Here is a 24,700-nt window from a genome sequence, read left to right as displayed (position 1 = left end):
TGCTAGAAAGCTTTTGTGGCGAGGGAGCTTGCTCCCGCTCGGTTGCGCAGCAACCGCCAGAAGCAGGGGCTGCTTCGCAGCCCAGCGGGAGCAAGCTCCCTCGCCACGGGTGTTCACCATGTCCTCGGACCAAACAGGGTTCTTTCACAAGTCTTGGGTGGTGGGTTATTTACCCGACGCCCGCCAAACCTTGTTCCCCACATCATCAGCCACCAGCAACCCACCCTGTTGATCGATCACCACGCCCACCGGCCGGCCCTGGGCTTTTTCGTCGGCGTTCAGGAAACCGGTGAGCACATCCACGGGTTGTCCCACGGGCTTGCCGCCAGTGAACGGTACAAAAATCACTTTATAACCACTGTGGGGCTTACGGTTCCAGGACCCGTGCTGCCCGATGAACGCCCCTTCGGTGAAGGGTGCAGGCAAGCGGCTGCCTTCGGCGAAGGTCAGGCCTAGCGATGCGGTGTGAGGGCCGACGGCGTAATCCGGGGCGATGGCCTTGGCCACCAGGGCCGGATTCTGCGGTTCGACCCGCACATCGACGTGCTGCCCATAGTAGCTGTAGGGCCAGCCATAGAACGCGCCGTCCTTGACCGAAGTGATGTAGTCCGGCACCAGGTCGCTGCCGATTTCATCCCGCTCGTTCACGGCCGTCCACAGGGCACCGCTGCGGGGTTCCCAGGCCAGGCCGTTGGGGTTGCGCAGGCCCGAGGCAAATATGCGGTGATTGCCACTGGCTCGGTCCACTTCCCAGATGGCGGCGCGACCTTCTTCGGCCTCCATGCCGTTTTCCGCGACGTTGCTGTTCGAACCGGTGGTGACGTACAGCGTGCTGCCGTCCCGGCTGGCGATGACGTTTTTGGTCCAGTGATGATTGAGCGTGCCGCCCGGCAAATCGACGACCTTGGTCGGTTGCGCCTTGATCTGCGTGTCACCGTCCTTATAGGGGAAGCGGATCAGCCGGTCGGTGTCGGCCACGTACAGGTCATTGCCCACCAGGGTCATGCCGAACGGCGAGTTGAGATTTTCCAGGAACACCGTGCGGGTTTCGGCGACGCCGTCATGATTGGCGTCGCGCAGCAGCGTGATGCGATTGGGGCTGGGCACGCCGGCACCGGCGCGGCCCATGACCTTTTTCATCACCCAGCCGCGGATGCCCTTGGAATCGTCCGGTTTGGGTGGGGCGTTGGTTTCGGCCACCAGCACATCGCCATTGGGCAACACATAGAGCCAGCGCGGATGGTCCAGCCCTTCGGCGAAGGCGACCACTTGCAGGCCTGGGGCCGGGGTGGGTTTGGCGCCGCTGGCCCAGCCGACGGCTTCGGCGATGTTGACGGTAGGCACCAGGGTCTTGTTCGGTTCAGGCAGCTTCGGCGCGGGACCGGTGCCGTCGGACACTTGCAGGGTGGACGACTCGCCACAAGCGACAAGCCCGGCGGCAAGGGCGACGATCAGGAGATGGGGTGGCTTGAGCATGCTGGCTTCCCTATGAATGCATGGAGTTATTCATAGAGAAGCGTAGACGCACGGATGGTTCAAACTGCACGCGAAACCCTGTGGGAGCGAGCTTGCTCGCGATGACGGCGTGACAGTCAAGATAGATGTTGCCAGGCGTACCGCTATCGCGAGCAAGCTCCCACAGTTCTTGAATGAGTCAGCCGTGGGCCTGTTTGAACAGCACGGCGATGCCGGGGTGATAGAAGCCGGCTTCATTGCGCAACTTGCGGTAGGCGTAAGGGAAATACCAGGCCACGGCGCAGGTGTTTTCCTTTTGCAGGTCGTCGATCATGTCCTGCAGTTCTTCGGGCGTGGCGCTCTGCTGGGCTTTTTGCGGCGAGACGAACAGGCAACCCAGCTTCAGGTCGCTGGCATAGCTGATGCGCTTGGCATCGCTGGCGGCTTCCTGCAGGGGCTGGGTCAGGTTCAGGTTGCTGACCTTGGGCCAGCGTTGGGTGGCCTGGATGAAGGCGCGCTCCTCGGTACTGGCGATAAACAGATCGGCGCTGACGTTGCGTTCGCCTTCTTCATTCTGCTTGCGGGTCGGGGCATCCTGCAGCGTGACCATCTCGGCCATCCAGGCTGCGGCCGACAGCAGGCCCAGGTTGGCCCGTTCATCGAACCAGTAAGGCGTGTCGTTATCGCCGCGCACGGCGTTGTAGCGGTCGATACAGTCAAACCAACGTTCCAGCACCGGACGCAGGAATTCCAGTTTTGGATTGCTGATGATCATGCCTTGCATACATTGCCCTCTTGTTCTTGTGATATCGGGTCGTGATGCCGCTTTGATATCACTTCCCTCAGCGTGACACAAGATTGACGTCATTCCATTGATCCCGGCCAATAAACAGCGCTGGACCCGTGGCGGCTTTAATTGACGCTCCACCCCCAACCCTCTAACCTTCGCCGCTTGTTTCAGGTGCTCTGTGGCCGTGGCCGACAGAGTGAAACAGGGAAGCCGGTGAGTGCATACGAACCCGGCGCTGCCCCCGCAACGGTAAATGAGTCAAGGTTGCCTACAGGCCACTGTGTCCATGGACATGGGAAGGCGCGCAGCCCGGCATCACGCCGCTCATGAGCCCGGAGACCGGCCTGATTCATCCAACGGCATCACGGTGGGCGATGCCAGGCTTGTTGCCGTCTTTTTTTGTGCCCGCCCGCCGTTATCCAAGCCCAACGGAGAGCTCCCCCATGATCGACACCCCGGATCGCGACGAACGCCACCTGGCGCGCATGCTGCGCAAGAAAGCCGTGATCGACGAGCGCATCGCCAATTCGCCGAACGAGTGTGGCCTGCTGCTGGTGCTGACCGGCAACGGCAAGGGCAAGAGCAGTTCGGCGTTCGGCATGCTCGCTCGGGCTATGGGGCACGGCATGCAGTGTGGTGTGGTGCAGTTCATCAAAGGGCGCAACAGCACGGGCGAAGAATTGTTTTTCCGCCGCTTCCCGGAGCAGGTGCGTTTTCATGTCATGGGCGAAGGCTTCACCTGGGAAACCCAGGACCGCCAGCGCGACATCGCCGCCGCCGAAGCGGCCTGGGCGGTATCGCGCCAGTTGCTCGGCGATCCTTCCGTTGGCCTGGTGGTGCTCGATGAACTCAATATCGCCCTCAAGCACGGTTACCTCGACCTCGATCAGGTCCTCAGCGATCTCCAGGCCCGCCCGCCAATGCAACACGTGGTGGTGACCGGTCGTGGCGCCAAGCCGGAAATGATCGAACTGGCCGACACCGTCACCGAGATGGGCATGGTCAAGCACGCGTTCCAGGCCGGCATCAAGGCGCAGAAAGGCGTCGAGCTGTGAGTGACACGTCCATGACGAGTCGCCATTGCCCGGCGGTGCTGATCGCCGCTCCGGCTTCGGGGCAAGGCAAGACCACCGTCACCGCCGCCCTGGCCCGTTTGCATCGCAACCAGGGGCGCAAGGTGCGCGTCTTCAAGTGTGGCCCGGACTTTCTCGATCCGATGATTCTCGAGCGGGCCAGCGGCGCGCCGGTCTATCAGTTGGACATGTGGATGGTCGGCGAGCAGGAAAGTCGTCGGTTGTTGTGGGAAGCCGCCGCCGAAGCAGACCTGATCCTGATCGAAGGGGTGATGGGGTTGTTCGACGGCACCCCGTCCAGCGCCGACCTGGCGCGACATTTTGGTGTACCGGTGCTGGCGGTGATCGATGGCACGGCCATGGCCCAGACCTTCGGCGCCCTGGCCCTGGGCCTGGCCCGGTATCAGCCGGACTTGCCGTTCGCCGGGGTCTTGGCCAACCGCGTTGGCACCTTGCGCCACGCGCAGTTGCTCGAAGGCAGCCTGACCGAAGGCCTGCGCTGGTACGGCGCGCTGTCCCGGGAAACCGGCATCGAGTTGCCCAGCCGCCACCTCGGGCTGGTCCAGGCCAGCGAGTTGAATGACCTCGACCTGCGCCTCGACGCGGCAGCAGAGGCCTTGGCCGGCAGTTGCGAAGTGGCGCTGCCGCCGGCGGTCGAGTTCGCCGCGCCTGAGGTGATCGACCCGCAGCCATGGCTCGACGGTGTGCGCATCGCCGTGGCCCGGGACGAAGCGTTTGCCTTCACCTATGGCGCGAGCCTCGATCTGCTGCGGGCCATGGGCGCGCAGTTGAGCTTCTTTTCGCCGATCCATGACACCGAACTGCCCGAGGCGGACAGCCTGTATCTGCCCGGCGGTTATCCAGAGCTGCACCACGTTGCGTTGGCCAGGAACACGCCGATGCTGGCGGCGATCCGTGCCCACCATGCAGCCGGCAAACCGTTGCTCGCCGAATGCGGCGGCATGTTGTATTTGCTGGACTCATTGACCGACGTTGAAGGTGTGTGCGCCGAACTACTAGGTTTGCTGGCGGGTGAGGCGCAGATGCAAAAGCGTCTGGCGGCCCTGGCGCTGCAATCGGTGGACTTGCCGGAAGGCATCTTGCGTGGGCATACCTATCATCATTCGCTGACCAGCACCGAACTTGAACCGATTGCCCGTGGCCATAGCCCCAACGGCGGGCGTGGAGCAGAAGCGGTGTTTCGGCAGGGGCGGATGACGGCTTCCTATGTTCATTTTTATTTTCCGTCGAATCCGAGGGCGATTGCCGCGCTGTTTGCGCCTGACCTTGAGGCCGCGAAAAGGCCATGACCGACAACGCTTTCTCCCAGGCTGAACGCGACGCAATCTACCGCGCCATCGCCGAGCGCCGTGACATGCGCCACTTCAGCGGTGGCACGGTTGAACCGGCCTTGCTGCGCCGGCTGCTGGAAGCCGCGCACCAGGCGCCCAGCGTCGGCCTGATGCAACCTTGGCGGTTTATCCGCATCAGTGACCGCGCCTTGCGCGGGAACATCCAGCAGTTGGTGGAAGAAGAACGCATCCGCACCGCCGAGGCCCTCGGCGAGCGCAGCGATGAATTCATGAAGCTCAAGGTCGAAGGTATCAACGACTGCGCCGAGGTGCTGGTGGCGGCGTTGATGGAGGATCGCGAGCGGCACATCTTCGGTCGCCGGACCTTGCCGGAAATGGACCTGGCCTCGCTGTCCTGCGCGATCCAGAACCTGTGGCTGGCGGCCCGCGCCGAAGGCTTGGGGATGGGCTGGGTGTCGTTGTTCGATCCCCAGGCCCTGGCCGATCTGCTGGGCCTGCCAGCGGGCGCCAAGCCGTTGGCGATACTCTGCCTGGGTCCGGTCGAGGCTTTTTACCCGGCGCCGATGCTCGCCCTGGAAGGCTGGGCGCAACCGCGTTCGCTGAATGAACTGCTCTATGAAAACCAGTGGGGCGTGCGCCCATGAGTGTGGCCTTGCTCACGGTCGCCGCGGTGGCGCTGGACGCGCTGCTGGGCGAGCCCCGGCGCGGGCATCCGCTGGTGGCGTTCGGCGGTTTTGCCTCGCGGATCGAACAACGTTTCAACTCCGGTGGGCGCGGCTGGCGCAGCCATGGGGTGACGGCGTGGATCATCGCCGTGGTGCCGTTGACCTTGCTCGCCACGGCCCTGTCTTGGGCGCCCATGGTTGGCTGGCTGGTGGAGATCCTCGCGCTGTACTGCGCCCTCGGCCTGCGCAGCCTCGGCGAACATGTCGAACCGGTGGCCCAGGCGCTGCGCAGTGGCGATCTGGACGAAGCGCGCCTGCGTGTCGGCTACCTGGTCAGCCGCGAAACCCGCGAGCTGGACGAAACCGCCGTGGCCCGTGCCGCCACCGAGTCGGTGCTGGAGAACGGCAGCGACGCGGTGTTCGCCGCGCTGTTCTGGTTCGCCGTGGCCGGCGCGCCCGGTGTGGTGTTGTACCGCCTGAGCAATACCCTCGATGCCATGTGGGGCTATCGCAACGAGCGTTTCGAGCGCTTCGGCTGGGCGGCGGCAAAGATTGACGATGTGCTCAACTACATTCCGGCGCGCCTGGTGGCGTTGACCTACGCGCTGCTCGGCAAGACCCGCCTGGCGCTCAAGTGCTGGCGCAGCCAGGGCCCGACCTGGGACAGCCCCAACGCCGGGCCGGTCATGGCCGCCGGTGCCGGTGCGCTGGGTGTGGAGTTGGGCGGGGCGGCGATTTATCACGGTGAACTGCACCAACGTCCGCCGCTCGGCGAAGGCGTGCCGGCGAGCGCGGATTCCATCGATCGCGGCTGGCAATTGGTCCAGCGCGGCGTATGGTTATGGCTGCTGATTCTCTGCCTGGGAGCTGAGTTTTATGCTTGAGCACGGTGGACGCCTGCGTAACGCAGCCCGGCAATACGGCATCGCCGAGGCTGACTGGCTGGATTTGTCCAGCGGCCTGGCGCCTTGGCCGTTCGAGGTTCCGGCGATTCCCCTGCGGGCCTGGGCGCGCCTGCCGGAAACCGATGACGGGCTGGAACAGGCCGCCTGCGACTACTACGGTGCGTTGGATGTGTTGCCGGTGGCCGGTTCGCAAATGGCCATCCAGCTGTTGCCGCGCCTGCGCCGGGCCGGCAAGGTCGGTGTCTTGTCGCCGTGTTACGCCGAGCACGCCGAAGCCTGGCGCCGCAGCGGCTACATCGTGCGCGAAGTGCTGGAGTCGGAGGTGGATTTCTTTCTCGACAGCCTCGACGTGCTGGTGGTGGTCAATCCGAACAATCCCACGGGCCTGAGCCTTGCACCCGAGCGCTTGCTGGACTGGCATGGGCGCCTGGCCCAGCGCGGTGGCTGGCTGGTGGTGGATGAAGCCTTCATGGACGTCACGCCGGCGCTGAGTCTGGCGGCGCACACCCATCTGGTCGGGTTGATCGTGCTGCGCTCGTTTGGCAAGTTCTTTGGCCTGGCCGGGGTTCGCCTGGGGTTTGTACTGGCCGAGCGCCGCTTGCTCAAGTTGCTCGCCGAACAGGTCGGGCCGTGGGTGGTCAGCGGGCCGACCCGGGTGCTGGGGCAGGCGTGCTTGCTGGACACTGATGCCCACGCCTACCAGCGCCAACGCTGCGAAGCCAACAGCCAACGCCTGGCGCTGGTGCTCGAACGCCACGGCTTCAAGCCGCAGGGCGGCTGCGGGTTGTTCCAATGGCTGGTCACCGAACACGCCCTGGGGCTTCATGATTTCATGGCCCATCGCGGCATTCTCCTGCGCTTGTTTACCAACACCAGCAGCCTGCGCTTCGGACTGCCAGCCGACGACAGCGAATTCCTGCGCCTCGAACAGGCCTTTGAGGCCTATGCCAAGGACACCCGATGACCACAGTGATGGTGCAGGGCACCACGTCCGATGCCGGCAAAAGTACCTTGGTCACGGCTTTATGCCGCTGGGTCCGCCGCCAGGGTGTCAGCGTGGTGCCGTTCAAGCCGCAGAACATGGCGCTCAACAGCGCCGTGACCGCTGACGGCGGCGAAATCGGTCGCGCTCAGGCGGTGCAGGCCCAGGCCGCCGGCCTCGAACCGCATACCGACATGAACCCGGTGCTGCTCAAGCCCAACAGCGACACGGGCGCCCAGGTGATCATCCACGGTCGCGCCGTGACCACCATGAATGCCGTGGCCTATCACGATTACAAAGCCATCGCGATGCAAGCGGTGCTGGCCTCCCACGCGCGCTTGAGCGCGGCCTATCCGGTAGTGATGGTGGAGGGCGCCGGTTCGCCAGCGGAGATCAACCTGCGAGCCGGTGACATTGCCAACATGGGCTTTGCCGAAGCGGTGGACTGCCCGGTGCTGCTGATCGCCGACATCAATCGCGGCGGGGTGTTCGCCCATCTCGTCGGCACCCTGGAATTGCTGTCGCCCAGTGAGCAGGCGCGGGTCAAGGGTTTCGTCATCAACCGTTTTCGCGGCGACATCGCCTTGTTGCAACCGGGTCTGGATTGGCTGGAGGCGCGCACTGGTAAACCGGTGGTGGGCGTGCTGCCCTACGTGATGGACCTGCACCTGGAAGCCGAGGACGGCCTCGACCAGCGCCAGGCCGACAAGGCCGAACAGCTGCTCAAGGTGGTGGTGCCGGTGCTGCCGCGCATCAGCAACCACACCGATTTCGATCCGTTGCGGTTGCACCCACAGGTCGACCTGCAATTCATCGGCCCGGGCCAGCCCATCCCGCCGGCCGACCTGATCATCCTGCCCGGTTCGAAAAGCGTGCGCAGCGACCTGGCCTACCTGCGTGCCAACGGCTGGGAAAGCGCGCTCCAACGGCACCTGCGCTATGGCGGCAAGCTGCTGGGCATTTGCGGCGGCTTGCAGATGCTCGGCCAGCAGGTCCACGACCCGCTGGGGCTGGAAGGCGCGGCGGGCTCCAGTGCCGGGTTGGGTTTGCTGGATCTCGAAACGACGCTGGAACATGAGAAACAATTGCGCAATGTCCGCGGGCGATTGGCCTTGGAAGAGGCTGAAGTCAGCGGCTATGAGATTCACGCCGGGGTGACCACCGGCCCGGCACTGGAACACGCGGCGGTGTACTTGGAAGACGGTCGTTGCGACGGCGCGCAAAGTCTCGATGGGCAGATTTTCGGCACCTACCTGCATGGGCTGTTCGAGTCTCCCCAGGCCTGCAGCGCGTTGTTGCGTTGGGCCGGGTTGCAGGATGTGCAGACGGTGGATTACCACGGCTTGCGCGAGCGGGACATCGAGCGGCTGGCGGATCTGGTGGAGCGGCATTTGGACACTGGGTTGTTGCGTGAACTCTGTGGGATTTGAGGCCGGCAGCAACACCGCCATCTGAAAGGTAAAAAACATCATGCTCCAACTCATCCTCGGCGGCGCCCGCTCCGGCAAAAGCCGCCTGGCGGAAAAACTCGCGGTCGAAACGGGCTTGCCAGTGACCTACATCGCCACCAGCCAACCCCTGGACGGCGAGATGAACGCACGGGTCGCCCAACACCGAGCCCGTCGCCCGGCCGAATGGGCGCTGGTGGAAGAACCCTTGGCCCTGGCCCGGGTGCTGCAAGAAAACGCCGCCCCCGGACAATGCCTGCTGGTGGATTGCCTGACCCTGTGGCTGACCAACCTGCTGATGCTCGAGGACCCCGAGCGGTTGAACACCGAGCGGGAAGCGCTGCTGGACTGCCTCGCCGCGCTGCCCGGGGAGATCATTTTTGTCAGCAACGAGACTGGCATGGGTGTCGTGCCCCTGGGCGAGTTGACTCGCCGTTATGTCGATGAAGCCGGTTGGCTGCATCAAGCCTTGGCCGAACGGTGTCAGCGCGTCGTGCTGACCGTCGCCGGCCTGCCCCTGACTCTCAAAGGTACTGCGTTATGAATCACCGCTGGTGGCTGGACCCGTGCAAGCCCCTCGATACCCAGGCCCTGGAACAGGCCACGGCCCGTCAGCAACAACTGACCAAACCGGCCGGCTCCCTCGGGCGGCTGGAGTCGGTGGCGGTGCAACTGGCGGGGCTGCAAGGGCAGGTCAAGCCGAGCCTGGATCACGTCTGGATCGCGATTTTTGCCGGCGATCATGGCGTGGTGGCGGAGGGCGTCTCAGCCTTTCCCCAGGAAGTGACGGGGCAGATGCTGCTCAACTTCGTCAGCGGCGGCGCGGCCATCAGCGTCCTGGCGCGGCAACTGGGCGCTTCGCTGGAAGTGGTGGACCTGGGCACCGTGACGCCTGCGCTGGACCTGCCCGGCGTGCGGCATCTGCGCGTCGGCCCTGGCACGGCGAATTTCCTCCACGGCCCGGCGATGACCGTGGCCCAAGGCGAGCAAGCCCTGCAAGCCGGCCGCGACAGTGTGCAGCGTGCCGTTGCGGCCGGGACGCACTTGTTCATCGGCGGCGAGATGGGCATCGGCAACACCACGGCGGCCAGCGCCCTGGCCTGCGCCTTGCTCGATTGCCCGGTGGCGCATCTGGTCGGCCCGGGCACCGGCCTGGACGCGGCGGGTGTCAGCCACAAGGCCCAAGTGATCGAACGGGCCCTGGCGCTGCACGCAGCCCTGCGCGACGACCCGTTGCAGACCCTGTTCAATCTCGGCGGTTTTGAAATCGCCGCGTTGGCCGGCGCGTACCTCGCCTGTGCCCAGCAAGGCGTCGCCGTGCTGGTGGACGGGTTCATCTGCAGTGTCGCGGCTCTGGTGGCGGTACGCGTCAATCCCGGATGCCGGCCATGGTTGCTGTTCGGCCATCGCGGCGCCGAGCCGGGCCATCGCCACGTGCTGGAAACCCTCGGCGCCGAACCGCTGCTGGACCTTGGCCTGCGCCTGGGCGAGGGCAGTGGCGCGGCGTTGGCGGTGCCACTGTTGCGCCTGGCCTGTGACTTGCACGGGCAGATGGCGACGTTTGCCGAAGCGGCCGTGGCGGATCGCCCGGCATGACCTTGCGCCTGGACCTGCTGCGCCACGGCGAAACCGAATTGGGTGGCGGCTTGCGCGGCAGCCTCGATGATGCCTTGACTGCCAAGGGCTGGGAACAAATGTACGCGGCAGTCATAGACGGCGGGCCCTGGGATCGGCTGGTCAGTTCGCCGTTGCAGCGTTGCGCCCGTTTCGCCGAACAACTCGGCGCCCGACTCGGCGTGCCGGTGCACTTGGACAAGGACCTGCAAGAGCTGCATTTCGGCGCTTGGGAAGGTCGTAGCGCAGCGGCGTTGATGGACGCCGACGCCGAAGCACTGGGCCAGTTCTGGGCCGATCCCTATGCCTTTACGCCCCCCGAAGGCGAGCCGGTGCTGGCGTTTTCCAGCCGCGTCCTGGCAGCGGTCAAACGCTTGCACGCGGCTTATGCCGGTCAGCGGGTCTTGCTGGTCAGCCACGGCGGCGTGATGCGCCTGCTGCTGGCCCAGGCCCGCGGCTTGCCAAGGGAGCAATTGCTCAACGTCGAAGTCGCCCATGGCGCACTGTTCTCCCTGACCGTGTCGGCAGGTCCAGTGCTCGAAGAGGCGGATTGACCATGTTGCCTTTCTGGATCGCCCTGCAATTTCTCAGCAGCCTGCCGGTGCGCCTGCCTGGCATGCCCGAGCCCGAACAACTGGGGCGTTCGCTGCTGTTCTATCCATTGGTGGGGCTGGTGTTCGGTGCTTTGCTGTGGCTGCTCAATGCACTGCTGCTGGGTGCACCGTCGCTACTCCACGCCGCGCTGTTGCTGACGGCCTGGGTGTTGCTCAGCGCAGGCCTGCACCTCGACGGCCTGGCCGACAGCGCCGACGCCTGGCTGGGCGGTTTTGGTGACCGCGAACGCACGCTGCTGATCATGAAGGATCCGCGCAGCGGACCCATTGCGGTGATCACCTTGGTGTTGGTGCTGCTGCTCAAGTTCGCCGCGCTGCTGGCGTTGATCGAGCAGGGGCAAGCGTTGGCCTTGATCATCGTGCCGGTGCTGGGGCGTGCGGCGTTGCTTGGCCTGTTTCTCAGCACACCTTACGTGCGCGCCGGCGGGTTGGGTCAAGCGCTTGCCGATCATCTGCCCCGGCGCGCGGGTGGATGGGTGTTGTTGGTGTGTGCGTTGGGCTGTGTGCTGGTGGCGGGGTGGCCCGGCGTTTGGGCATTGGCCGTTGCTTTCGCGGTGTTCGTTGGCTTGCGGCGGATGATGCTGCGCAGGCTCGGGGGCTGCACCGGGGATACAGCCGGGGCGTTGCTGGAGTTGCTTGAAATAGCGGTGTTGGTGGGGTTGGGGTGGGTCTGAGTTGACGGGAAACGCGATGGTGGGCCGTTTCGGGATTTGAGGGGTCAACCCTTTAACCCACTCACCCGAGCAAACTCCATCAATCCACCGTCATGCCCAAGCCCCAACTTGTCCATGGCGGTGCGTTTTTGTCGGCTGATAGTTTTTTCACTGCGATTGAGCTGGGCTGCAATCTGTCTGCCCGACATCCCGTGCACGAACAGCCTCACCACCTCCAGCTCCCGTTCGGAAAGGCTCACCCGGTTGGCGTCCGAGCGCGTGGCGGCCAAGGTTTGCCCTCGCAGAAGCTCAAGAAAAGCCGGGCATGCATACTGCCGCCCCTGAGTGACACCGAGGATGGCCTGTTTCAGTTCCATCAAAGGACTGCGTTTATCGAACAAGCCGTTCACGCCGGTATTGAGCAAGGCCTGCAACACGGACGGATTGCGTAGCATGGTGATCACGATCAGGGGGCAGGCGCGGTAGTGGCGTTTCAAATAGCCCATCAGGGCCAGGCCGTCCGGGAACTGCCCATCGGGCATCGAATAGTCGCAGATGACCAGGTCGCAGGGGGTGCGCTCCAAGTGCTGGAGCAGTTCATCGGCGTTGCGAGCCTTGGCAACCACTGAAAACCCAGCCCCCGCCAGGACCATTTCGATACCCGTCAGCACGACGGGGTGATCATCGGCAAGGATGATGCGTATAGGGTTGTCCGAAGAAGGCCTGTGCGACACTCGCGTATCGTCACAGGTGCTGAGGCCGAAAATGTCGCGGCATTCGGGCGTGTGGTTCAGATTCATTGCTGCCTCTACAGGGGTCAAGTACATCCCGACCGCTGCTGACAAGCCGTCGGAGCGCTCAGATCAAGCCTCGTTCGCGCGCGATTTTTCCCGCGAGATGACGCGAACTGACGCCGAATTTTCGGCGAATGTTGTTGAAGTGATAATTGACGTTGGCCTCGCTGCAATCAACGATGACGGCAATCTCCCAAGAAGATTTGCCTGCCTCGCTCCACTGCAGGAATTCCTTCTCCCGATTGGTGAGTCGGATCGCTTGAGCAGGTTTTTTTTCCGTGGAGTGGTAATGGTCCTGGTATGGCGCCGAACGTCCAGAAATCGCGGTGCTGTGATACATGACTGAAACTCCCATTCATCATCATTATTTGATGGCGTGGGGGTGGCGGAATCTTCCCACTTCTTGATGGCATGGTTCGCACAACCCGTCTTCAAGCCTGCAGGCAGGGCTGAAAGCACGGTTTCGTTTATAGCTTGATTCAAAGCACCTGAAACCTGTCAGACATTACAGGTGGGGGACTCTAATGAGTAATGGTTGAAAAGGCTGTCAGCCAAAGCGCCTGATTTTGTGGGATTTATTTCCGTCTGGTTGACGATTCCGTTTGTTCTGACCAAGCAAAAACCAGGAGAAAGCGAGGCTAGGGAACATGGCATAAGTGAAAATCGCCATTTAAATTTGCATTCAATCAACCCCGGGTATATACACGCACCATGCTTCCTTCCCAATGCTTGTGCATCAACCTGCGTCGCGCCGCGCGTGGCGTCAGCAGGTATTACGACGGCGCCCTCGACGGCTTCGGGATCAACGTTGCCCAGTATTCTTTGTTGAGTAACCTGGCGCGCCTGGACCAGCCGAGTATTTCTTCCCTGGCCGAAGCCATGGGCCTGGACCGCAGCACTCTGGGTCGTAATCTGCGTGTGCTGGAAGGTGAAGGGCTGGTGGCGCTGGCCGAGGGGGAAGACCTGCGTAACCGCATCGTCGTGCTCACTGAGACGGGGCAGGCCCGGTTGGCGGCGGCGTTGCCGGCCTGGGAAGCGGCGCAGCAGAAACTGATTGATAAGCTGGGCGCCGAAAAGCGTGCGACCTTGCTGGCCTTGCTGGATGAACTGGCGTGAAGCCGGTTCGTTCGATGATAAGTGGGTATATACCCGCGACCGGAGAACAAGAATGACATCGATGTGGCGTACCTGTGGTTGGGTCCTGGTGGGCAGCGCGCTGATCTTGGCGTTGTCCCTGGGCGTACGGCATGGCTTCGGCCTGTTCCTGGCGCCCATGAGTGCCGAGTTCGGCTGGGGCCGTGAGGTATTCGCCTTCGCCATTGCCTTGCAGAACCTGATCTGGGGCCTGGCGCAGCCGTTCACCGGCGCGCTGGCGGACCGCTTCGGTGCGGCGAAAGTGGTGCTGATCGGCGGTGTGCTGTATGCACTGGGCCTGGTGTTCATGGGCATGGCCGATTCGCCATGGTCCTTGTCGTTGAGCGCGGGTCTGTTGATTGGCATTGGCCTGTCGGGCACGTCGTTCTCGGTGATTCTGGGTGTGGTCGGGCGGGCCGTGCCGCCGGAAAAACGCAGCATGGGCATGGGTATCGCCAGTGCCGCCGGTTCCTTCGGCCAGTTCGCCATGCTGCCCGGTACGCTGGGGCTGATCGGCTGGCTCGGTTGGTCGGCGGCGTTGTTGGCGCTGGGGTTGCTGGTGGCGTTGATCGTGCCGCTGGTGAGCATGCTCAAGGACGCGCCGTTGCCGGTCGCCGGCCATGAGCAAACCCTGGGCGAAGCCTTGCGTGAGGCGTGCAGCCATTCGGGGTTCTGGCTGCTGGCGATTGGTTTTTTCGTTTGCGGTTTCCAGGTGGTGTTCATCGGCGTGCATTTGCCGGCGTATCTGGTGGACCAACATCTGCCAGCCAGCGTCGGCACCACCGTGCTGGCCCTGGTCGGGTTGTTCAATATCTTCGGCACCTACACGGCCGGCTGGCTGGGCGGGCGCATGTCCAAGCCACGCCTGCTGACCGGGTTGTACCTGGTGCGGGCGGTGGTGATCGGCTTGTTCCTGTGGCTGCCCGTGACCACCACCACGGCGTACCTGTTCGGCATGGCGATGGGCTTGCTGTGGCTGTCGACGGTACCGTTGACCAACGGCACGGTAGCGACCTTGTTTGGTGTACGAAATCTCTCGATGTTGGGTGGGATCGTGTTCCTGTTCCACCAATTGGGTTCGTTCCTCGGTGGTTGGTTGGGCGGGGTGGTGTACGACCGCACCGGCAGCTACGACTTGATCTGGCAGGTGTCGATCCTGCTCAGCCTGTTGGCGGCGGCGTTGAACTGGCCAGTACGTGAACGTCCGGTGGCGCGCCTGCAAGTCCAGGCAGGCGCAGCATGAGTCGCATCGGTCCGTGGTTGATCGCCGCCGGTGCCGGCCTGCTGCTGGCGTTCGCCTGGTGGGGCTGGCATCAGGGCGGATTGGCCTTGATGCAGTTGGGCATGAGCAACTGCTGACAATGGACGGCGTCGGACGCTGCGAGTAACGTCTTGGTCTGACGTGCTTTTAAGGAAAATCGACATGTTGATGCGCTGGTTTGCTGTTCCCACCCTGTTGCTGGCTGTGACCGGGCAAGTCTGGGCCGCTGGTTGCCCACCGTTGCTGGAGGGTTCGTTGCCCAAGCTACGGGCCAAGGAAACCATCGATCTGTGCCAGCGTTTCGCTGGCAAGCCGCTGGTGGTGGTCAACACTGCCAGCTTCTGTGGGTTCGCCCCGCAATTCAAAGGTCTTGAGGCGCTCAACCAGCGCTACAAGGACCAGGGGCTGCAAGTGCTGGGTGTGCCGTCCAATGACTTCAAGCAGGAGTCCAAGGACGGCGCTGAAACCGCCAAGGTCTGTTACGTCAATTACGGCGTGACCTTCACCATGACCGAACCACAACCGGTGCGCGGCGCTGACGCAATACCGTTGTTCAGGCACTTGGCCGAACAGTCCGGTGCGCCGAAGTGGAATTTCTACAAATACGTCGTGGACCGACAGGGCAAGGTCATCGCCAGTTTTTCCAGCCGGACCAAGCCCGATGATCCTGAGTTGATCAAGGCTGTAGAAGCTGCCATCGCTTCGAAACCCTGACCGCCAGCCGCGAAAAAGCCCCGGCTCTTTGCAGAGTGCGGGGCTTTTTTCGTTTCAGCGGCGAGGCGTTCAGCTTCGCCGTGCACCATCAGAAGCGGTAGGTTGCACCGACACCAAAACCGTTGGCGCTGTTTTCGTATTCAGCGTTGTAGGATTGGTTGAGAGCATTGCTGCCACTGACTTTGACTTTTTCTTCCTTGAGGTAGGAATACGCCACGTCAATGGTCAGGTCGTCGGTTGGGCTCCAGCCGGCACCGAGGCTGAAGATGGTCCGGTCGCCAGTAGGGATGCGTGGCGAGCGGTCGGCGTTGTTGGTGGGCGCCTGGTCGAAAGACAGGCCGGTACGCAGTACCCACTGTTTGTTCAACTGGTAGGAAGTCCCGATGGCGTAGGCCCAGGTGTCGTGCCAGTTTTGTTCTTCGGTGATGGTGCCGAGAGACGGGTTCAGTAAACCACCGCCGCTGCTGGTGCCTTCGTTTTCCACCGTGATTTCTTTCAGGCGGCTCCAACGAGTCCAAGTGCTACCGGCATAGACGGTCCAGGCATCATTGATTTGTTGAGTGACCGAAAAGTCCACCGACTCAGGCGTGGTGATGTCCAGCGAAGCGTCGTAGCGACCGTCGGTAAGCAGGAAGGCAGGCATCCCGGCGCCCGGGTTCACTTCAGTGTGGCCTTCAAGCTTGTACTTGACCTTGGAATGGTAGGTCAAGCCGACACGAGTGGTGTCGGTTGCCTGGACCAGCACGCCGACATTATAGCCGTAGCCAATGTCGTCACCCTTGATCTCTACGCCGGCCTCGGGCAGGCCCGGTACGCCCAACTGCGATTCCAGGGAGCCGGAAATACGGTTGATGGTCGGGCCGAAACCGATCGATACCTTGTCGTTGAAGGCATAGCTGACGGTTGGCTGGAAAGTGACGACTTTCACTTCGCTCTTGCTGCCGAAACTCCGACCCTGGAAGCCGTTTTCATAATCGGTGATCAAGCCAAACGGTGCGTAGACACCCAGGCCGAAAGCCCACTGATCATCGATAGGCTTGACGTAATAGCCCATCGGAACGCCGGTCAGCGGGACCATGTCACCCTTGTTGGTGCCGGACTGGGTGCCGCTGGCATCGTTGATATCGGTGGAGGCATCAATGGCGGCGAAGCCACCGGTGACTTGCTGGCGCTTGAGGCGCGACATGCCGGCAGGGTTGCCAAAAACGGTGCTGGCGTCATCGGCAATGGAAGAACGACCTGCGAAACCAGTGCCCATGCCACTGATGCTTTGTTCGTTCAAGGCAAAGCCACTGGCGAAAAGTTGGGTGGATGCCAAGGTGACGGCAAGGCCGAGGGTGGTTTTGAGCATGATTTTTTTCATTGTTAGAACTCCTGATGATCACCGGGGCGAAAATTACCAACATTTTCGTGCAAGCGCTATAGCCCGTATCGCTTGATTTAGAGGGGTTTTGTAGGACAATCCGACCAGATTCGCGACCGTTGCAGGAAGTTTCCAAATTTCCCATCAGCAAGCGACCTGATTCAGTGATGAAACACAGCTTCGCCAGGCGCAGGTGAAATCTCGCAGGCGCCCTTGGGGGTGGAAGGTTTGTCGCCAGATGCGGGCCATGCCAAGCAGGTCATCGGCTTCGGGAAGCGGAGTGTTCTGTTCCTCCACCAGCAGCCAGGCAATGGCAGTGGCATAGCGCAGGTTGACGGTCAATTCCAGGTGCGGACCGCTGAGAAAGGCGTGCTGGCTGGCCAGGCCGCGTACCAGGCTGGCACGTTCTGGGTCCAGCGCCAGGTAATGGTCCCAGAGTGCCTGGTGTCGGGGCTCGGTAATGCGATACAGGCCATGCCCGCGGCGATCATGCAGGGCTGAACCCAGGGCGGACTGGCTGGCGGCAATACCCAACAACAAGGATTCCGCCGTTGCACTGTGACGCTCAAGGTAGAGGAGCGTCGGGCGGATCACATATCGACACAGTTCGCTGGCAGCGATACCCATAAAACCCTCGAAGTGTGAAATGGGCGGAGCCTGAAGAGTGTGGGCTTGGCAGCGGTGGATCGGTCCAGGCCCCGCCGGAAGCGGATCATGCCGCTTGACTTGAAGTTTAGTGTCATATTTGCGTTGTAAAGGACTGTTTTTAAAACATCTTCAACGAACGGTTATAACTGTTATATCCCTTGGTACTTACGCCGTTTCGCTTAATCGAGGAATTCCGGGCAATAAAAAACCCCGCTTTTGGGGCGGGGCCTTTGGGGTTTCAGCCTTTCTGGCGTCTCAGGCAACCAGTGCCTGACGAGTACGCTCGATCACGGCCTGCAGCGGCTCGGCGCTGGAGTACTGATCGGGGTACAGGCGTTCGCTGTGACGGGCGATGCCGTGTTCGTTGACCAGGGTGAAGCTGAAGCAGCCTTTGCGAGCGGCCATGATCAGGCAGTTCATCGGGGCAAAAGCGTTGGTTAGGGTGCGGATAGCATCCTGTGCGTGGATTTGAGTGGACATGTTATGGGTGTTCCTGCAAATGACACGGTTAAGAACCGTGCAACGTTAAAACGTTCCAGTAACGTCGACCACCATTGGTCGAACGAAGAACCCGACTGGAACAAAGCAGCCAGTTTGAGCGCTATATGAAGTGCGCGCTTGGGCTGGCAGGTAGGTACTTAGGAGGGCAGGCAACACATCGAGGGCAAAGGTTCTGGGCCCGGGGTGAAGATCCTGATCAATTTTGCAGGTTGGTTCGGTCAGAGTAAGGAGCCTGGCAACACCCTTTGCATTCGATCAAAGGCTGTGTTGACGCAAGGTTTACCTGGAAACCATCGAGGGGGCCGGTCTCCTTTTTTCGGTGAGGCGTCCTTTGAAGGATGGCTGACCTTGGAGATGTGTTCGACCCGGAATTGACTTTCAGCTTGGTACTAACGCCGCGGATACTAACGGATCGAACTCGTGAAGGGAAGAGCGTTGGCTAAAAAATATTCAAATGGGCCATAAGAGAAAGGCCAAACCATGCTGTCTGTACCGGGGACAGGATGGACACGGCCCCCGTGGCGAGGGAGCTTGCTCCCGCTGGGTTGCGCAGCAGCCCCAAAAGCAGGGCCGCTTCGCGCCCCAGCGGGAGCAAGCTCCCTCGCCACCGACATAGCACAGGATCCCGAGGACTGCGGTGCATCCAAGCCACTGTTGCGCTGGGCAGGGCATCAAGGTTATCCCCAGGTTCTGCTGCCAAACATACAAAAAAAGCGCAGCGTTATAACCCATTCGGCTGTTACTTGTGCACACTCGCTGCACCACTTGTCACTGTACTGTCATGTCGAAACAATCCGGGGTGGGTGCCTGCATCCAAAATTTAAGTCAATGAAAAACATCGCTTTTTTTTACTGGTGAAAAAATCGTCAGTTTGAGCGCAGGCCCCGTTCCACAGGGCTTTGCGCGAGTTCAGGGGGGGTTGTCCACTGAGTTATCCACAGCTTCTGTGGATTGTCCCAAGCGCTTGCTCTAGCACGGGCGTGCCGGTTTTTTTCGGCTTTACCCGTACGAAAAAAGGAGTAGAGTGGCGCGCCTTCCGATCTATCCCACAGTGTTTTATGAAGTTTCGCTCCGTATCAAATCCTGTTACCTCCACACCCCCTGGTGTTACCCCACCCAAGCGTATTTCGATGCGGGTGGCTGAGTGGCTGCTCGATAGCCCACGACTGGGAGATAGCCCCAGCGTCAAGCACTTGGCCGGCCGGTTACTCAAGCAACCGGCCCGTGAAGGCGTGGTGGCCGCGCAAAGTCGCCTCGGACAATTGATGTGCCGTGAATGCGGCAACGCCCGGGATCGCCGTATCGGCCAGGACCTGCTGCGCCAAGCTGCGCGTGCCGGCGATGATCGAGCCCGCCGGGCCCTCGGTGAAATCGAAGGCTGAAAACGAAGACCGAGCTGGGCAACCCCCGGCCGCTTGGTTAACCTTCGGGCTTTATTTGATCGGCAGGAATTGTCATGGCTATGGATTTGACCAGCCTGTTGTTTGGCCTGGCGGGCGCTGCGGTGCCGTTGCTGGCACTGGCCTGGCACCTGCAACGCCAGGCCGCCGCGGCGCAGACCGAACTGGCCCTGCTGGAAGAGCGCCTGGCCACGGCCCACATGGCCCACGATGGCCTCAATGCCCAGCTTGATGCCTGCCGCGATGAGATCAGCGACCTGAGCCAGGCGAACGCCGCCAAGCAAGCCGAGCTTGCCGCAGCCTGTCGTGAAGTGGAGTTGTTGCAGATCGAGCGCGACAACGCCCGGGATGCGGCCCACGCCTGGAACCTTGAGCGCGCCAACAAGGAAGCGGAACTGCGGCGGCTCGATGCCCAGGCGGCGTCGTTGCATGCCGAACTGCGCGAGCAGCAGGAAAGCCATCAGCAACGTCTGGATGATCTGCAAGGTTCGCGCGACGAGTTGCGGGCACAGTTCGCCGAGCTCGCCGGAAAAATCTTCGATGAGCGTGAGCAGCGTTTCGCCGAAACCAGCCAACAGCGCCTGGGCCAGTTGCTCGATCCGCTGAAGGAGCGCATCCAGTCCTTCGAAAAACGTGTCGAAGAAAGTTATCAGGCCGAGGCCCGGGAACGTTTCTCCCTGGGCAAGGAGCTGGAGCGGCTGCAGCAGTTGAACCTGCGCCTGAGCGATGAAGCCACCAACCTCACCCGTGCCCTCAAAGGCCAGAAAACCCAGGGTAACTGGGGCGAGTTGATCCTGGAGCGGGTACTCGAACATGCCGGCCTGGAGAAGGGCCGTGAATATCAGACCCAAGTCAGCCTCAAGGGCCCGGACGGCGAGCGTTTCCAACCAGATGTGTTGATTTACCTGCCCGGCGACAAGCAAGTGGTGGTCGATTCCAAGGTCAGCCTCACGGCCTATCAGCAGTACGTGGCCGCCGAGGACGACGCCATTGGCCAACATGCCCTCAAGCAACATGTGGCGTCGTTGCGCGCCCACGTCAAAGGCTTGGCCGGCAAGGATTACAAACGCCTGGACGGTCTGCACAGCCTGGATTTCGTGTTGCTGTTCGTGCCGATCGAAGCGGCGTTTTCCGCCGCCCTGCAAGCCGAGCCGAACCTGTTCCAGGAAGCCTTCGATCGCAATATCGTGATTGTCAGCCCTACCACGCTGCTGGCGACATTGCGGGTGATCGACAGCTTGTGGAAGCAGGAACGCCAGAGCCAGAACGCTCGGGAAATCGCCGAGCGAGCGGGGTGGCTGTATGACAAGTTCGTGCTGTTCATCCAGGACCTGGACGAGATCGGCAGTCGCCTGCAGCAACTGGACAAGGCCTACAGCGCAGCGCGCAACAAGCTGACCGAAGGGCGCGGCAACCTGATCAGTCGCAGTGAACAGCTCAAGCTCCTCGGTGCCCGGGCGAGCAAGAGTTTGCCCGCCGATTTGCTCGAACGGGCGATGACCGATGCGGATGGGCTGCCTGAGTTGCCTGAAGAAACGGCAAAAACCCAGGATTAATGAAACCCTTAAGCTTGATGCAAACCCCTGTGGCGAGGGAGCTTGCTCCCGCTTGAGTGCGCAGCACTCACAAAAAGGGGCTGCTGCGCAGCCCAGCGGGAGCAAGCTCCCTCGCCACAGGGGCCACTTATATCCCCCGAGTTCCCTACAACGGCAAATGCCGACTCAACAACGCCCGCAGTGCCGCCGGCTTCACCGGTTTGGCCAGGTAATCCAGGCCCGCCGCATGCACCTGGGCAATCATTTCGGGCCGGCCGTCGGCGCTGATCACCACGCCCGGGATCGGTTCGCCCATGCGCGTGCGCAGCCAGGCCATCAGCTCGGTGCCGGTCTCGCCATCGTCCAGGTGAAAGTCCACCAAGGCCAGTTGCGGTCGTCCGCCCTGGGCAAGCCAGCGCTCGCATTCTTCCCGGTTGCGCGCGGTCCAGACCTGGCAACCCCAACGGGTCAGCAGGCTGTCCATGCCGATCAGGATGCTGTCTTCGTTATCGACACACAGCACCTGCGCGCCGCTGGGTAAGTGACCGTTGAGTTCGGCCACCGGGCTGGGGGCGACGGCCTGGGTGCTGGCCAGCGGTACGCTGACGCTGAATACACTGCCGCGCCCCGGCCAGGAACGCACGCGCAAGGTATGGCCGAGCACGCGGCACAAGCCGTCGGCGATCGCCAGGCCCAGGCCGAGGCCTTTTTCGGCGCGGGTCTGGTGGCTGTCCAGGCGTTTGAATTCTTCGAAGATGACCTGCTGTTTGTCTTCGGCGATGCCTGGTCCACGGTCCCAGACTTCCAGGCACAACTCCCCATTGCGCCGTCGCACGCCCAGCAGCACCGGCCCCTTGGCGTAGCGGAAGGCATTGGTCAGGAAGTTCTGCAAAACCCGGCGCAGCAACTTGATGTCACTGTCGACCCGTAACCGCGAACCGCGCACCCTGAATTTCAGGCCTTGTTCCTGGGCCAGCGCGGTGAACTCGGCGCCAAGGGTATCGAACAGTTCGTTGAGGACGAATGGCTTGCGCTCGGGGTTGATCTTGCCGTTTTCCAGGCGGGAGATGTCCAGCAGGTCGGTGATCAGGTCTTCGGCCGAACGCAGTGAGCTGTCCAGGTGATGCACCAGTTGTCGGGCTTCCTCCGGCAAGCCTTCGTGCTGGTGGGACAGCGCGGCGGAGAACAGCCGCGCGGCGTTGAGCGGTTGCATCAGGTCGTGGCTGACCGCCGCCAGGAACCGGGTCTTGGATTGATAGGCCGCTTCGGCGGTGCTCTTGGCTTCGGTCAGGGCCAGGTTCAGCTGTGACAATTCTCGGGTGCGTTCGGCCACCCGTTGCTCCAACCCCTCGTTGGCTTCGGTCAGCGCTTGTGCGGCCTCACGGAAGGCGGTGATGTCGGTGAAACTCATGACGAAACCGCCACCGGGCATCGGGTTGCCGATCAGCTCGATTACCCGACCGTTGGGAAACAGTCGTTCAGAGGTATGGGCGCGGCCCTGGCGCATCCAGTGCAGGCGTCGGGCAACGTGCACTTCGGCTTCGCCTGGGCCACAGAGGCCACGTTCGGCGTTGTAGCGGATGATATCGGCAATGGGCCGGCCAACGCTGATCAAGCCGTCCGGATACTTGAACAGTTCCAGGTAGCGACGATTCCAGGCCACCAGCCTGAGGGACTGGTCGACCACGCTGATGCCCTGGCTGATGTTCTCGATGGCGCCTTGCAACAGCGCGCGGTTGAACTGCAGCACTTCCGAGGCTTCGTCTGCGATCCGGACGACGTCTTCGAGCTGCATCTCCCGACCTTCAATGGCGGCCTTTACCACAGCCCTTGTCGAAGAGGCCCCGAGTACACCGGCCAGCAGGCGTTCGGTGTGGGCGATCCATTCGCTGTCGGCATTCTGGGTCGGGTTGAAGCCTTTGCCCTGGCGGTAGGCAAAGCGAATGAAACTCTGCCGCGCCCGTTCCTCGCCGACGAAGCGCGCGGCCAGCTGCAACAGGTCTTCGATGTGCACCGCCAGCATTGAGCGGGGGTTGGGGCGGGCGCTGATTTCCTGGCCGATGAAACGTCCGGCCTGCCAGTGTTCCGACACGCGTGTGCGCGACAGCACGGACACCCAGGCAAACAGCGTGAAGTTACCGGCCAGGGACAGGACCACCCCTTGAGTCAGAGGGGTAATCGGCAGGTTCAATGGATTGCCGTGCAACCAGGCCAGGCCGGGGAAGCTAGTGAGCGACCAACCAAGGCTGTGAGCGGCGATCGGCAACACCAGGGTGTAGAACCACAGGAAAATCCCCATGGCGAGGCCGGCGAACACACCGCGGCGGTTCGCCTGTTTCCAGTACAGCGCGCCGAGCATGGCCGGGGCCAGTTGGGTCACGGCGGCGAAGGCGATCTGGCCGATAGTCGCCAGGCTCGCCGTCGAACCCAGCAGCCGGTAGCTGACGTAGGCCAGCAGCAGGATCACGACGATGCTCACCCGCCGCACCGAGAGCATCCACTGGCGGAACACTTCGAAGGGCCGCTCGGCGTTGTTGCGGCGCAGCAGCCACGGTAACAACATGTCGTTGGAAACCATGGTGGACAACGCCACGCTGGCCACGATCACCATGCCGGTAGCCGCCGAGGCGCCGCCAATGAAGGCCAGCACCGCCAGGGCCGGGTGGGCCTGGGCCAGTGGCAGGCTGATGACGAACGAATCCGGCAGTACCGAACTGGGCAACATCATTTGCCCGGCGAGGGCGATGGGCACCACGAACAGCGCGGCCAGGGCCAGGTAGGCGGGGAATACCCACTTGGCCAGGCGCAAATCCTGGGGCTCGATGTTCTCCACCACGGTCACGTGAAACTGCCGCGGCAAACAGATGATCGCCATCATCGCCACCCCGGTCTGCACCACCATGGACGGCCAGTTGATGGTTTCTTTCCAGTATTGCTCCAGCCGTGGGGCGAGCATGGCCTGGTTGAACAGGTCGTCGAAGCCGTCGTACAGGCCGTATGTCACGAACGCGCCTACCGCCAGGAAGGCGAACAGCTTGACCAGGGATTCGAAGGCAATCGCCAGCACCATGCCACGGTGGTGTTCGGTAGCGTCCAGGTTGCGCGTACCGAATACGATGGTAAACAGCGCCAGGATCAGCGAGACGATCAGCGCGGTGTCCTGGGCGCGGGTGCCCATGGCATCGGCGCCGGCACCGATCAACAGGTTCACCCCGAGCACGATGCCCTTGAGCTGCAAGGCGATGTACGGCAACACGCCCACCAGGCAGATCAGTGCGACCACCACTGCCAGGGATTGGGACTTGCCGTAGCGAGCGGCGATGAAGTCGGCGATGGAGGTGATGTTCTCCTGTTTGCTGATCATCACCATTTTCTGCAGAACCCACGGCGCCAGCACCAGCAGCAGGATCGGCCCGAGGTAGATCGGCAGGAACGACCAAAGCTGCTCAGCAGCCTGGCCCACGGCGCCAAAGAACGTCCAACTGGTGCAGTACACCGCCAGCGACAGGCTGTAGACCCAGGCGCGCACCCGTGGCGGCAGCGGCGTGCTGCGCCGGTCGCCGTAGAAGGCGATGGCGAACATGATGGCCATATAGGCCAGGGCGACAACGGCGATCAGCCCGCTGGACAACGACATGGAAACTCCCCAACAAAGACACCGGGACTTGAGCCCGGCAGGACAGTCTCGCATGCCCGCTCGGGTTCGTCAGTGTCGACCAAGGTCGAGGCGTGGCGGGGTGTCGCGGGTTGCGGTAAACACGGGGCGATGAGGTGTTTGGACGGGCCTCATCGCGGGCAGGCTCGCTCCCACAAGGGACCTGGGGTGAATACAAATCCA

General features: G+C 62.4%; 23 protein-coding genes and 1 riboswitch. Of the genes, 15 read left to right on the top strand and 8 right to left on the bottom strand.

Annotated features, from left to right (window positions below; all coding sequences use genetic code 11):
• Nucleotides 1-165 precede the first annotated feature (165 nt).
• Nucleotides 166-1,476: a PQQ-dependent sugar dehydrogenase gene (locus BLO97_RS08440; RefSeq protein WP_092345558.1), complete on the bottom strand. Its 1,311-nt coding sequence runs from the start codon at nucleotides 1,474-1,476 to the stop codon at nucleotides 166-168.
• A gap of 178 nt (nucleotides 1,477-1,654) precedes the next feature.
• Entirely contained in the window at nucleotides 1,655-2,239 is a 585-nt protein-coding gene (locus tag BLO97_RS08435) for a hypothetical protein (RefSeq protein WP_092345556.1), read from the bottom strand.
• A gap of 158 nt (nucleotides 2,240-2,397) precedes the next feature.
• A riboswitch (cobalamin riboswitch) is annotated at nucleotides 2,398-2,608 on the top strand.
• Between the two features lie 80 nt (nucleotides 2,609-2,688).
• Between BLO97_RS08435 and cobO the strand changes: the two genes are divergently transcribed.
• The 10 genes from cobO to BLO97_RS08385 are packed head-to-tail and all read left to right on the top strand — an operon-like array spanning nucleotide 2,689 to nucleotide 11,533.
• Complete coding sequence (cobO, locus tag BLO97_RS08430; protein ID WP_092345554.1) at nucleotides 2,689-3,300, top strand: cob(I)yrinic acid a,c-diamide adenosyltransferase; 612 nt, start codon at nucleotides 2,689-2,691, stop codon at nucleotides 3,298-3,300.
• Nucleotides 3,301-3,311: 11 nt separating this feature from the next.
• Nucleotides 3,312-4,628 (top strand): cobyrinic acid a,c-diamide synthase CobB, encoded by a 1,317-nt coding sequence (locus BLO97_RS08425; RefSeq protein ID WP_092345552.1) that lies wholly within the window; start codon nucleotides 3,312-3,314, stop codon nucleotides 4,626-4,628.
• Nucleotides 4,625-5,275, top strand: a complete 651-nt coding sequence (gene bluB, locus BLO97_RS08420; RefSeq protein ID WP_092145296.1) for a 5,6-dimethylbenzimidazole synthase — start codon at nucleotides 4,625-4,627, stop codon at nucleotides 5,273-5,275. Before BLO97_RS08425 ends, bluB begins: the two co-directional genes overlap by 4 nt.
• Nucleotides 5,272-6,180: an adenosylcobinamide-phosphate synthase CbiB gene (gene cbiB / locus BLO97_RS08415; protein ID WP_092145298.1), complete on the top strand. Its 909-nt coding sequence runs from the start codon at nucleotides 5,272-5,274 to the stop codon at nucleotides 6,178-6,180. The genes bluB and cbiB overlap by 4 nt, the downstream gene beginning before the upstream one ends.
• Complete coding sequence (cobD, locus tag BLO97_RS08410) at nucleotides 6,173-7,165, top strand: threonine-phosphate decarboxylase CobD (protein WP_092345550.1); 993 nt, start codon at nucleotides 6,173-6,175, stop codon at nucleotides 7,163-7,165. The genes cbiB and cobD overlap by 8 nt, the downstream gene beginning before the upstream one ends.
• A complete protein-coding gene (locus BLO97_RS08405) occupies nucleotides 7,162-8,613 on the top strand; it encodes a cobyric acid synthase (protein WP_092345548.1) in 1,452 nt (483 codons plus the stop codon). The genes cobD and BLO97_RS08405 overlap by 4 nt, the downstream gene beginning before the upstream one ends.
• A gap of 40 nt (nucleotides 8,614-8,653) precedes the next feature.
• A complete protein-coding gene (cobU, locus tag BLO97_RS08400) occupies nucleotides 8,654-9,175 on the top strand; it encodes a bifunctional adenosylcobinamide kinase/adenosylcobinamide-phosphate guanylyltransferase (protein WP_092345546.1) in 522 nt (173 codons plus the stop codon).
• Nucleotides 9,172-10,227, top strand: a complete 1,056-nt coding sequence (gene cobT / locus BLO97_RS08395) for a nicotinate-nucleotide--dimethylbenzimidazole phosphoribosyltransferase (protein WP_092345544.1) — start codon at nucleotides 9,172-9,174, stop codon at nucleotides 10,225-10,227. The genes cobU and cobT overlap by 4 nt, the downstream gene beginning before the upstream one ends.
• Complete coding sequence (cobC, locus tag BLO97_RS08390; protein WP_092145308.1) at nucleotides 10,224-10,799, top strand: alpha-ribazole phosphatase family protein; 576 nt, start codon at nucleotides 10,224-10,226, stop codon at nucleotides 10,797-10,799. Before cobT ends, cobC begins: the two co-directional genes overlap by 4 nt.
• Nucleotides 10,800-10,801: 2 nt before the next feature.
• The gene (locus BLO97_RS08385) at nucleotides 10,802-11,533 is read left to right on the top strand and encodes an adenosylcobinamide-GDP ribazoletransferase (RefSeq protein ID WP_092145310.1); all 732 of its coding nucleotides are present in this window, start codon (nucleotides 10,802-10,804) and stop codon (nucleotides 11,531-11,533) included.
• Nucleotides 11,534-11,577: 44 nt separating this feature from the next.
• Here BLO97_RS08385 and BLO97_RS08380 read toward each other — a convergent pair whose 3' ends face one another.
• Nucleotides 11,578-12,312: a response regulator gene (locus tag BLO97_RS08380; protein WP_063324768.1), complete on the bottom strand. Its 735-nt coding sequence runs from the start codon at nucleotides 12,310-12,312 to the stop codon at nucleotides 11,578-11,580.
• Nucleotides 12,313-12,370: 58 nt separating this feature from the next.
• The gene (locus tag BLO97_RS08375) at nucleotides 12,371-12,646 is read right to left on the bottom strand and encodes a response regulator transcription factor (RefSeq protein WP_063324769.1); all 276 of its coding nucleotides are present in this window, start codon (nucleotides 12,644-12,646) and stop codon (nucleotides 12,371-12,373) included.
• 371 nt (nucleotides 12,647-13,017) lie between these two features.
• Between BLO97_RS08375 and BLO97_RS08370 the strand changes: the two genes are divergently transcribed.
• The 3 genes from BLO97_RS08370 to BLO97_RS08360 all read left to right on the top strand — a co-directional run bounded on the left by BLO97_RS08370 (nucleotide 13,018) and on the right by BLO97_RS08360 (nucleotide 15,415).
• A complete protein-coding gene (locus BLO97_RS08370) occupies nucleotides 13,018-13,422 on the top strand; it encodes a MarR family winged helix-turn-helix transcriptional regulator (protein WP_063324770.1) in 405 nt (134 codons plus the stop codon).
• A gap of 52 nt (nucleotides 13,423-13,474) precedes the next feature.
• Entirely contained in the window at nucleotides 13,475-14,683 is a 1,209-nt protein-coding gene (locus BLO97_RS08365) for an MFS transporter (protein WP_092145314.1), read from the top strand.
• A gap of 180 nt (nucleotides 14,684-14,863) precedes the next feature.
• Nucleotides 14,864-15,415 (top strand): glutathione peroxidase, encoded by a 552-nt coding sequence (locus tag BLO97_RS08360; protein ID WP_092145316.1) that lies wholly within the window; start codon nucleotides 14,864-14,866, stop codon nucleotides 15,413-15,415.
• 88 nt (nucleotides 15,416-15,503) lie between these two features.
• On the opposite strand, the gene BLO97_RS08355 is transcribed toward BLO97_RS08360, so the two are convergent.
• The 3 genes from BLO97_RS08355 to BLO97_RS08345 form a co-directional block, all read right to left on the bottom strand.
• Nucleotides 15,504-16,778: an OmpP1/FadL family transporter gene (locus tag BLO97_RS08355; RefSeq protein WP_063324773.1), complete on the bottom strand. Its 1,275-nt coding sequence runs from the start codon at nucleotides 16,776-16,778 to the stop codon at nucleotides 15,504-15,506.
• Between the two features lie 144 nt (nucleotides 16,779-16,922).
• On the bottom strand, nucleotides 16,923-17,405 hold the full coding sequence (locus BLO97_RS08350; RefSeq protein WP_063324774.1) for a hypothetical protein: 483 nt from the start codon (nucleotides 17,403-17,405) through the stop codon (nucleotides 16,923-16,925).
• 276 nt (nucleotides 17,406-17,681) lie between these two features.
• Nucleotides 17,682-17,906, bottom strand: a complete 225-nt coding sequence (locus BLO97_RS08345; protein WP_003204606.1) for a hypothetical protein — start codon at nucleotides 17,904-17,906, stop codon at nucleotides 17,682-17,684.
• 1,079 nt (nucleotides 17,907-18,985) lie between these two features.
• On the opposite strand from BLO97_RS08345, the gene BLO97_RS08330 reads away from it, so the two are divergent.
• On the top strand, nucleotides 18,986-19,309 hold the full coding sequence (locus tag BLO97_RS08330) for an SEL1-like repeat protein (RefSeq protein WP_072348674.1): 324 nt from the start codon (nucleotides 18,986-18,988) through the stop codon (nucleotides 19,307-19,309).
• A 188-nt stretch (nucleotides 19,310-19,497) separates the two neighbouring features.
• Nucleotides 19,498-20,883 (top strand): DNA recombination protein RmuC, encoded by a 1,386-nt coding sequence (gene rmuC / locus BLO97_RS08325; protein WP_170846012.1) that lies wholly within the window; start codon nucleotides 19,498-19,500, stop codon nucleotides 20,881-20,883.
• A gap of 145 nt (nucleotides 20,884-21,028) precedes the next feature.
• On the opposite strand, the gene BLO97_RS08320 is transcribed toward rmuC, so the two are convergent.
• Nucleotides 21,029-24,499, bottom strand: a complete 3,471-nt coding sequence (locus tag BLO97_RS08320) for a hybrid sensor histidine kinase/response regulator (protein ID WP_092223604.1) — start codon at nucleotides 24,497-24,499, stop codon at nucleotides 21,029-21,031.
• Nucleotides 24,500-24,700: the final 201 nt, after the last annotated feature.

Source organism: Pseudomonas sp. NFACC05-1 (genome assembly GCF_900100135.1).
Lineage (GTDB): Bacteria > Pseudomonadota > Gammaproteobacteria > Pseudomonadales > Pseudomonadaceae > Aquipseudomonas > Aquipseudomonas fluorescens_Q.
This window is presented reverse-complemented; position numbering and strand designations above follow the sequence as displayed.

Bases quoted from the DNA above. Each gene is read 5' to 3' on its own strand.
- BLO97_RS08440 (WP_092345558.1), bottom strand. From the start codon at position 1,476: ATGCTCAAGCCACCCCATCTCCTGATCGTCGCCCTTGCCGCCGGGCTT.
- BLO97_RS08435 (WP_092345556.1), bottom strand. From the start codon at position 2,239: ATGCAAGGCATGATCATCAGCAATCCAAAACTGGAATTCCTGCGTCCG.
- cobO (WP_092345554.1), top strand. From the start codon at position 2,689: ATGATCGACACCCCGGATCGCGACGAACGCCACCTGGCGCGCATGCTG.
- BLO97_RS08425 (WP_092345552.1), top strand. From the start codon at position 3,312: ATGACGAGTCGCCATTGCCCGGCGGTGCTGATCGCCGCTCCGGCTTCG.
- bluB (WP_092145296.1), top strand. From the start codon at position 4,625: ATGACCGACAACGCTTTCTCCCAGGCTGAACGCGACGCAATCTACCGC.
- cbiB (WP_092145298.1), top strand. From the start codon at position 5,272: ATGAGTGTGGCCTTGCTCACGGTCGCCGCGGTGGCGCTGGACGCGCTG.
- cobD (WP_092345550.1), top strand. From the start codon at position 6,173: ATGCTTGAGCACGGTGGACGCCTGCGTAACGCAGCCCGGCAATACGGC.
- BLO97_RS08405 (WP_092345548.1), top strand. From the start codon at position 7,162: ATGACCACAGTGATGGTGCAGGGCACCACGTCCGATGCCGGCAAAAGT.
- cobU (WP_092345546.1), top strand. From the start codon at position 8,654: ATGCTCCAACTCATCCTCGGCGGCGCCCGCTCCGGCAAAAGCCGCCTG.
- cobT (WP_092345544.1), top strand. From the start codon at position 9,172: ATGAATCACCGCTGGTGGCTGGACCCGTGCAAGCCCCTCGATACCCAG.
- cobC (WP_092145308.1), top strand. From the start codon at position 10,224: ATGACCTTGCGCCTGGACCTGCTGCGCCACGGCGAAACCGAATTGGGT.
- BLO97_RS08385 (WP_092145310.1), top strand. From the start codon at position 10,802: ATGTTGCCTTTCTGGATCGCCCTGCAATTTCTCAGCAGCCTGCCGGTG.
- BLO97_RS08380 (WP_063324768.1), bottom strand. From the start codon at position 12,312: ATGAATCTGAACCACACGCCCGAATGCCGCGACATTTTCGGCCTCAGC.
- BLO97_RS08375 (WP_063324769.1), bottom strand. From the start codon at position 12,646: ATGTATCACAGCACCGCGATTTCTGGACGTTCGGCGCCATACCAGGAC.
- BLO97_RS08370 (WP_063324770.1), top strand. From the start codon at position 13,018: ATGCTTCCTTCCCAATGCTTGTGCATCAACCTGCGTCGCGCCGCGCGT.
- BLO97_RS08365 (WP_092145314.1), top strand. From the start codon at position 13,475: ATGACATCGATGTGGCGTACCTGTGGTTGGGTCCTGGTGGGCAGCGCG.
- BLO97_RS08360 (WP_092145316.1), top strand. From the start codon at position 14,864: ATGTTGATGCGCTGGTTTGCTGTTCCCACCCTGTTGCTGGCTGTGACC.
- BLO97_RS08355 (WP_063324773.1), bottom strand. From the start codon at position 16,778: ATGAAAAAAATCATGCTCAAAACCACCCTCGGCCTTGCCGTCACCTTG.
- BLO97_RS08350 (WP_063324774.1), bottom strand. From the start codon at position 17,405: ATGGGTATCGCTGCCAGCGAACTGTGTCGATATGTGATCCGCCCGACG.
- BLO97_RS08345 (WP_003204606.1), bottom strand. From the start codon at position 17,906: ATGTCCACTCAAATCCACGCACAGGATGCTATCCGCACCCTAACCAAC.
- BLO97_RS08330 (WP_072348674.1), top strand. From the start codon at position 18,986: ATGAAGTTTCGCTCCGTATCAAATCCTGTTACCTCCACACCCCCTGGT.
- BLO97_RS08320 (WP_092223604.1), bottom strand. From the start codon at position 24,499: ATGTCGTTGTCCAGCGGGCTGATCGCCGTTGTCGCCCTGGCCTATATG.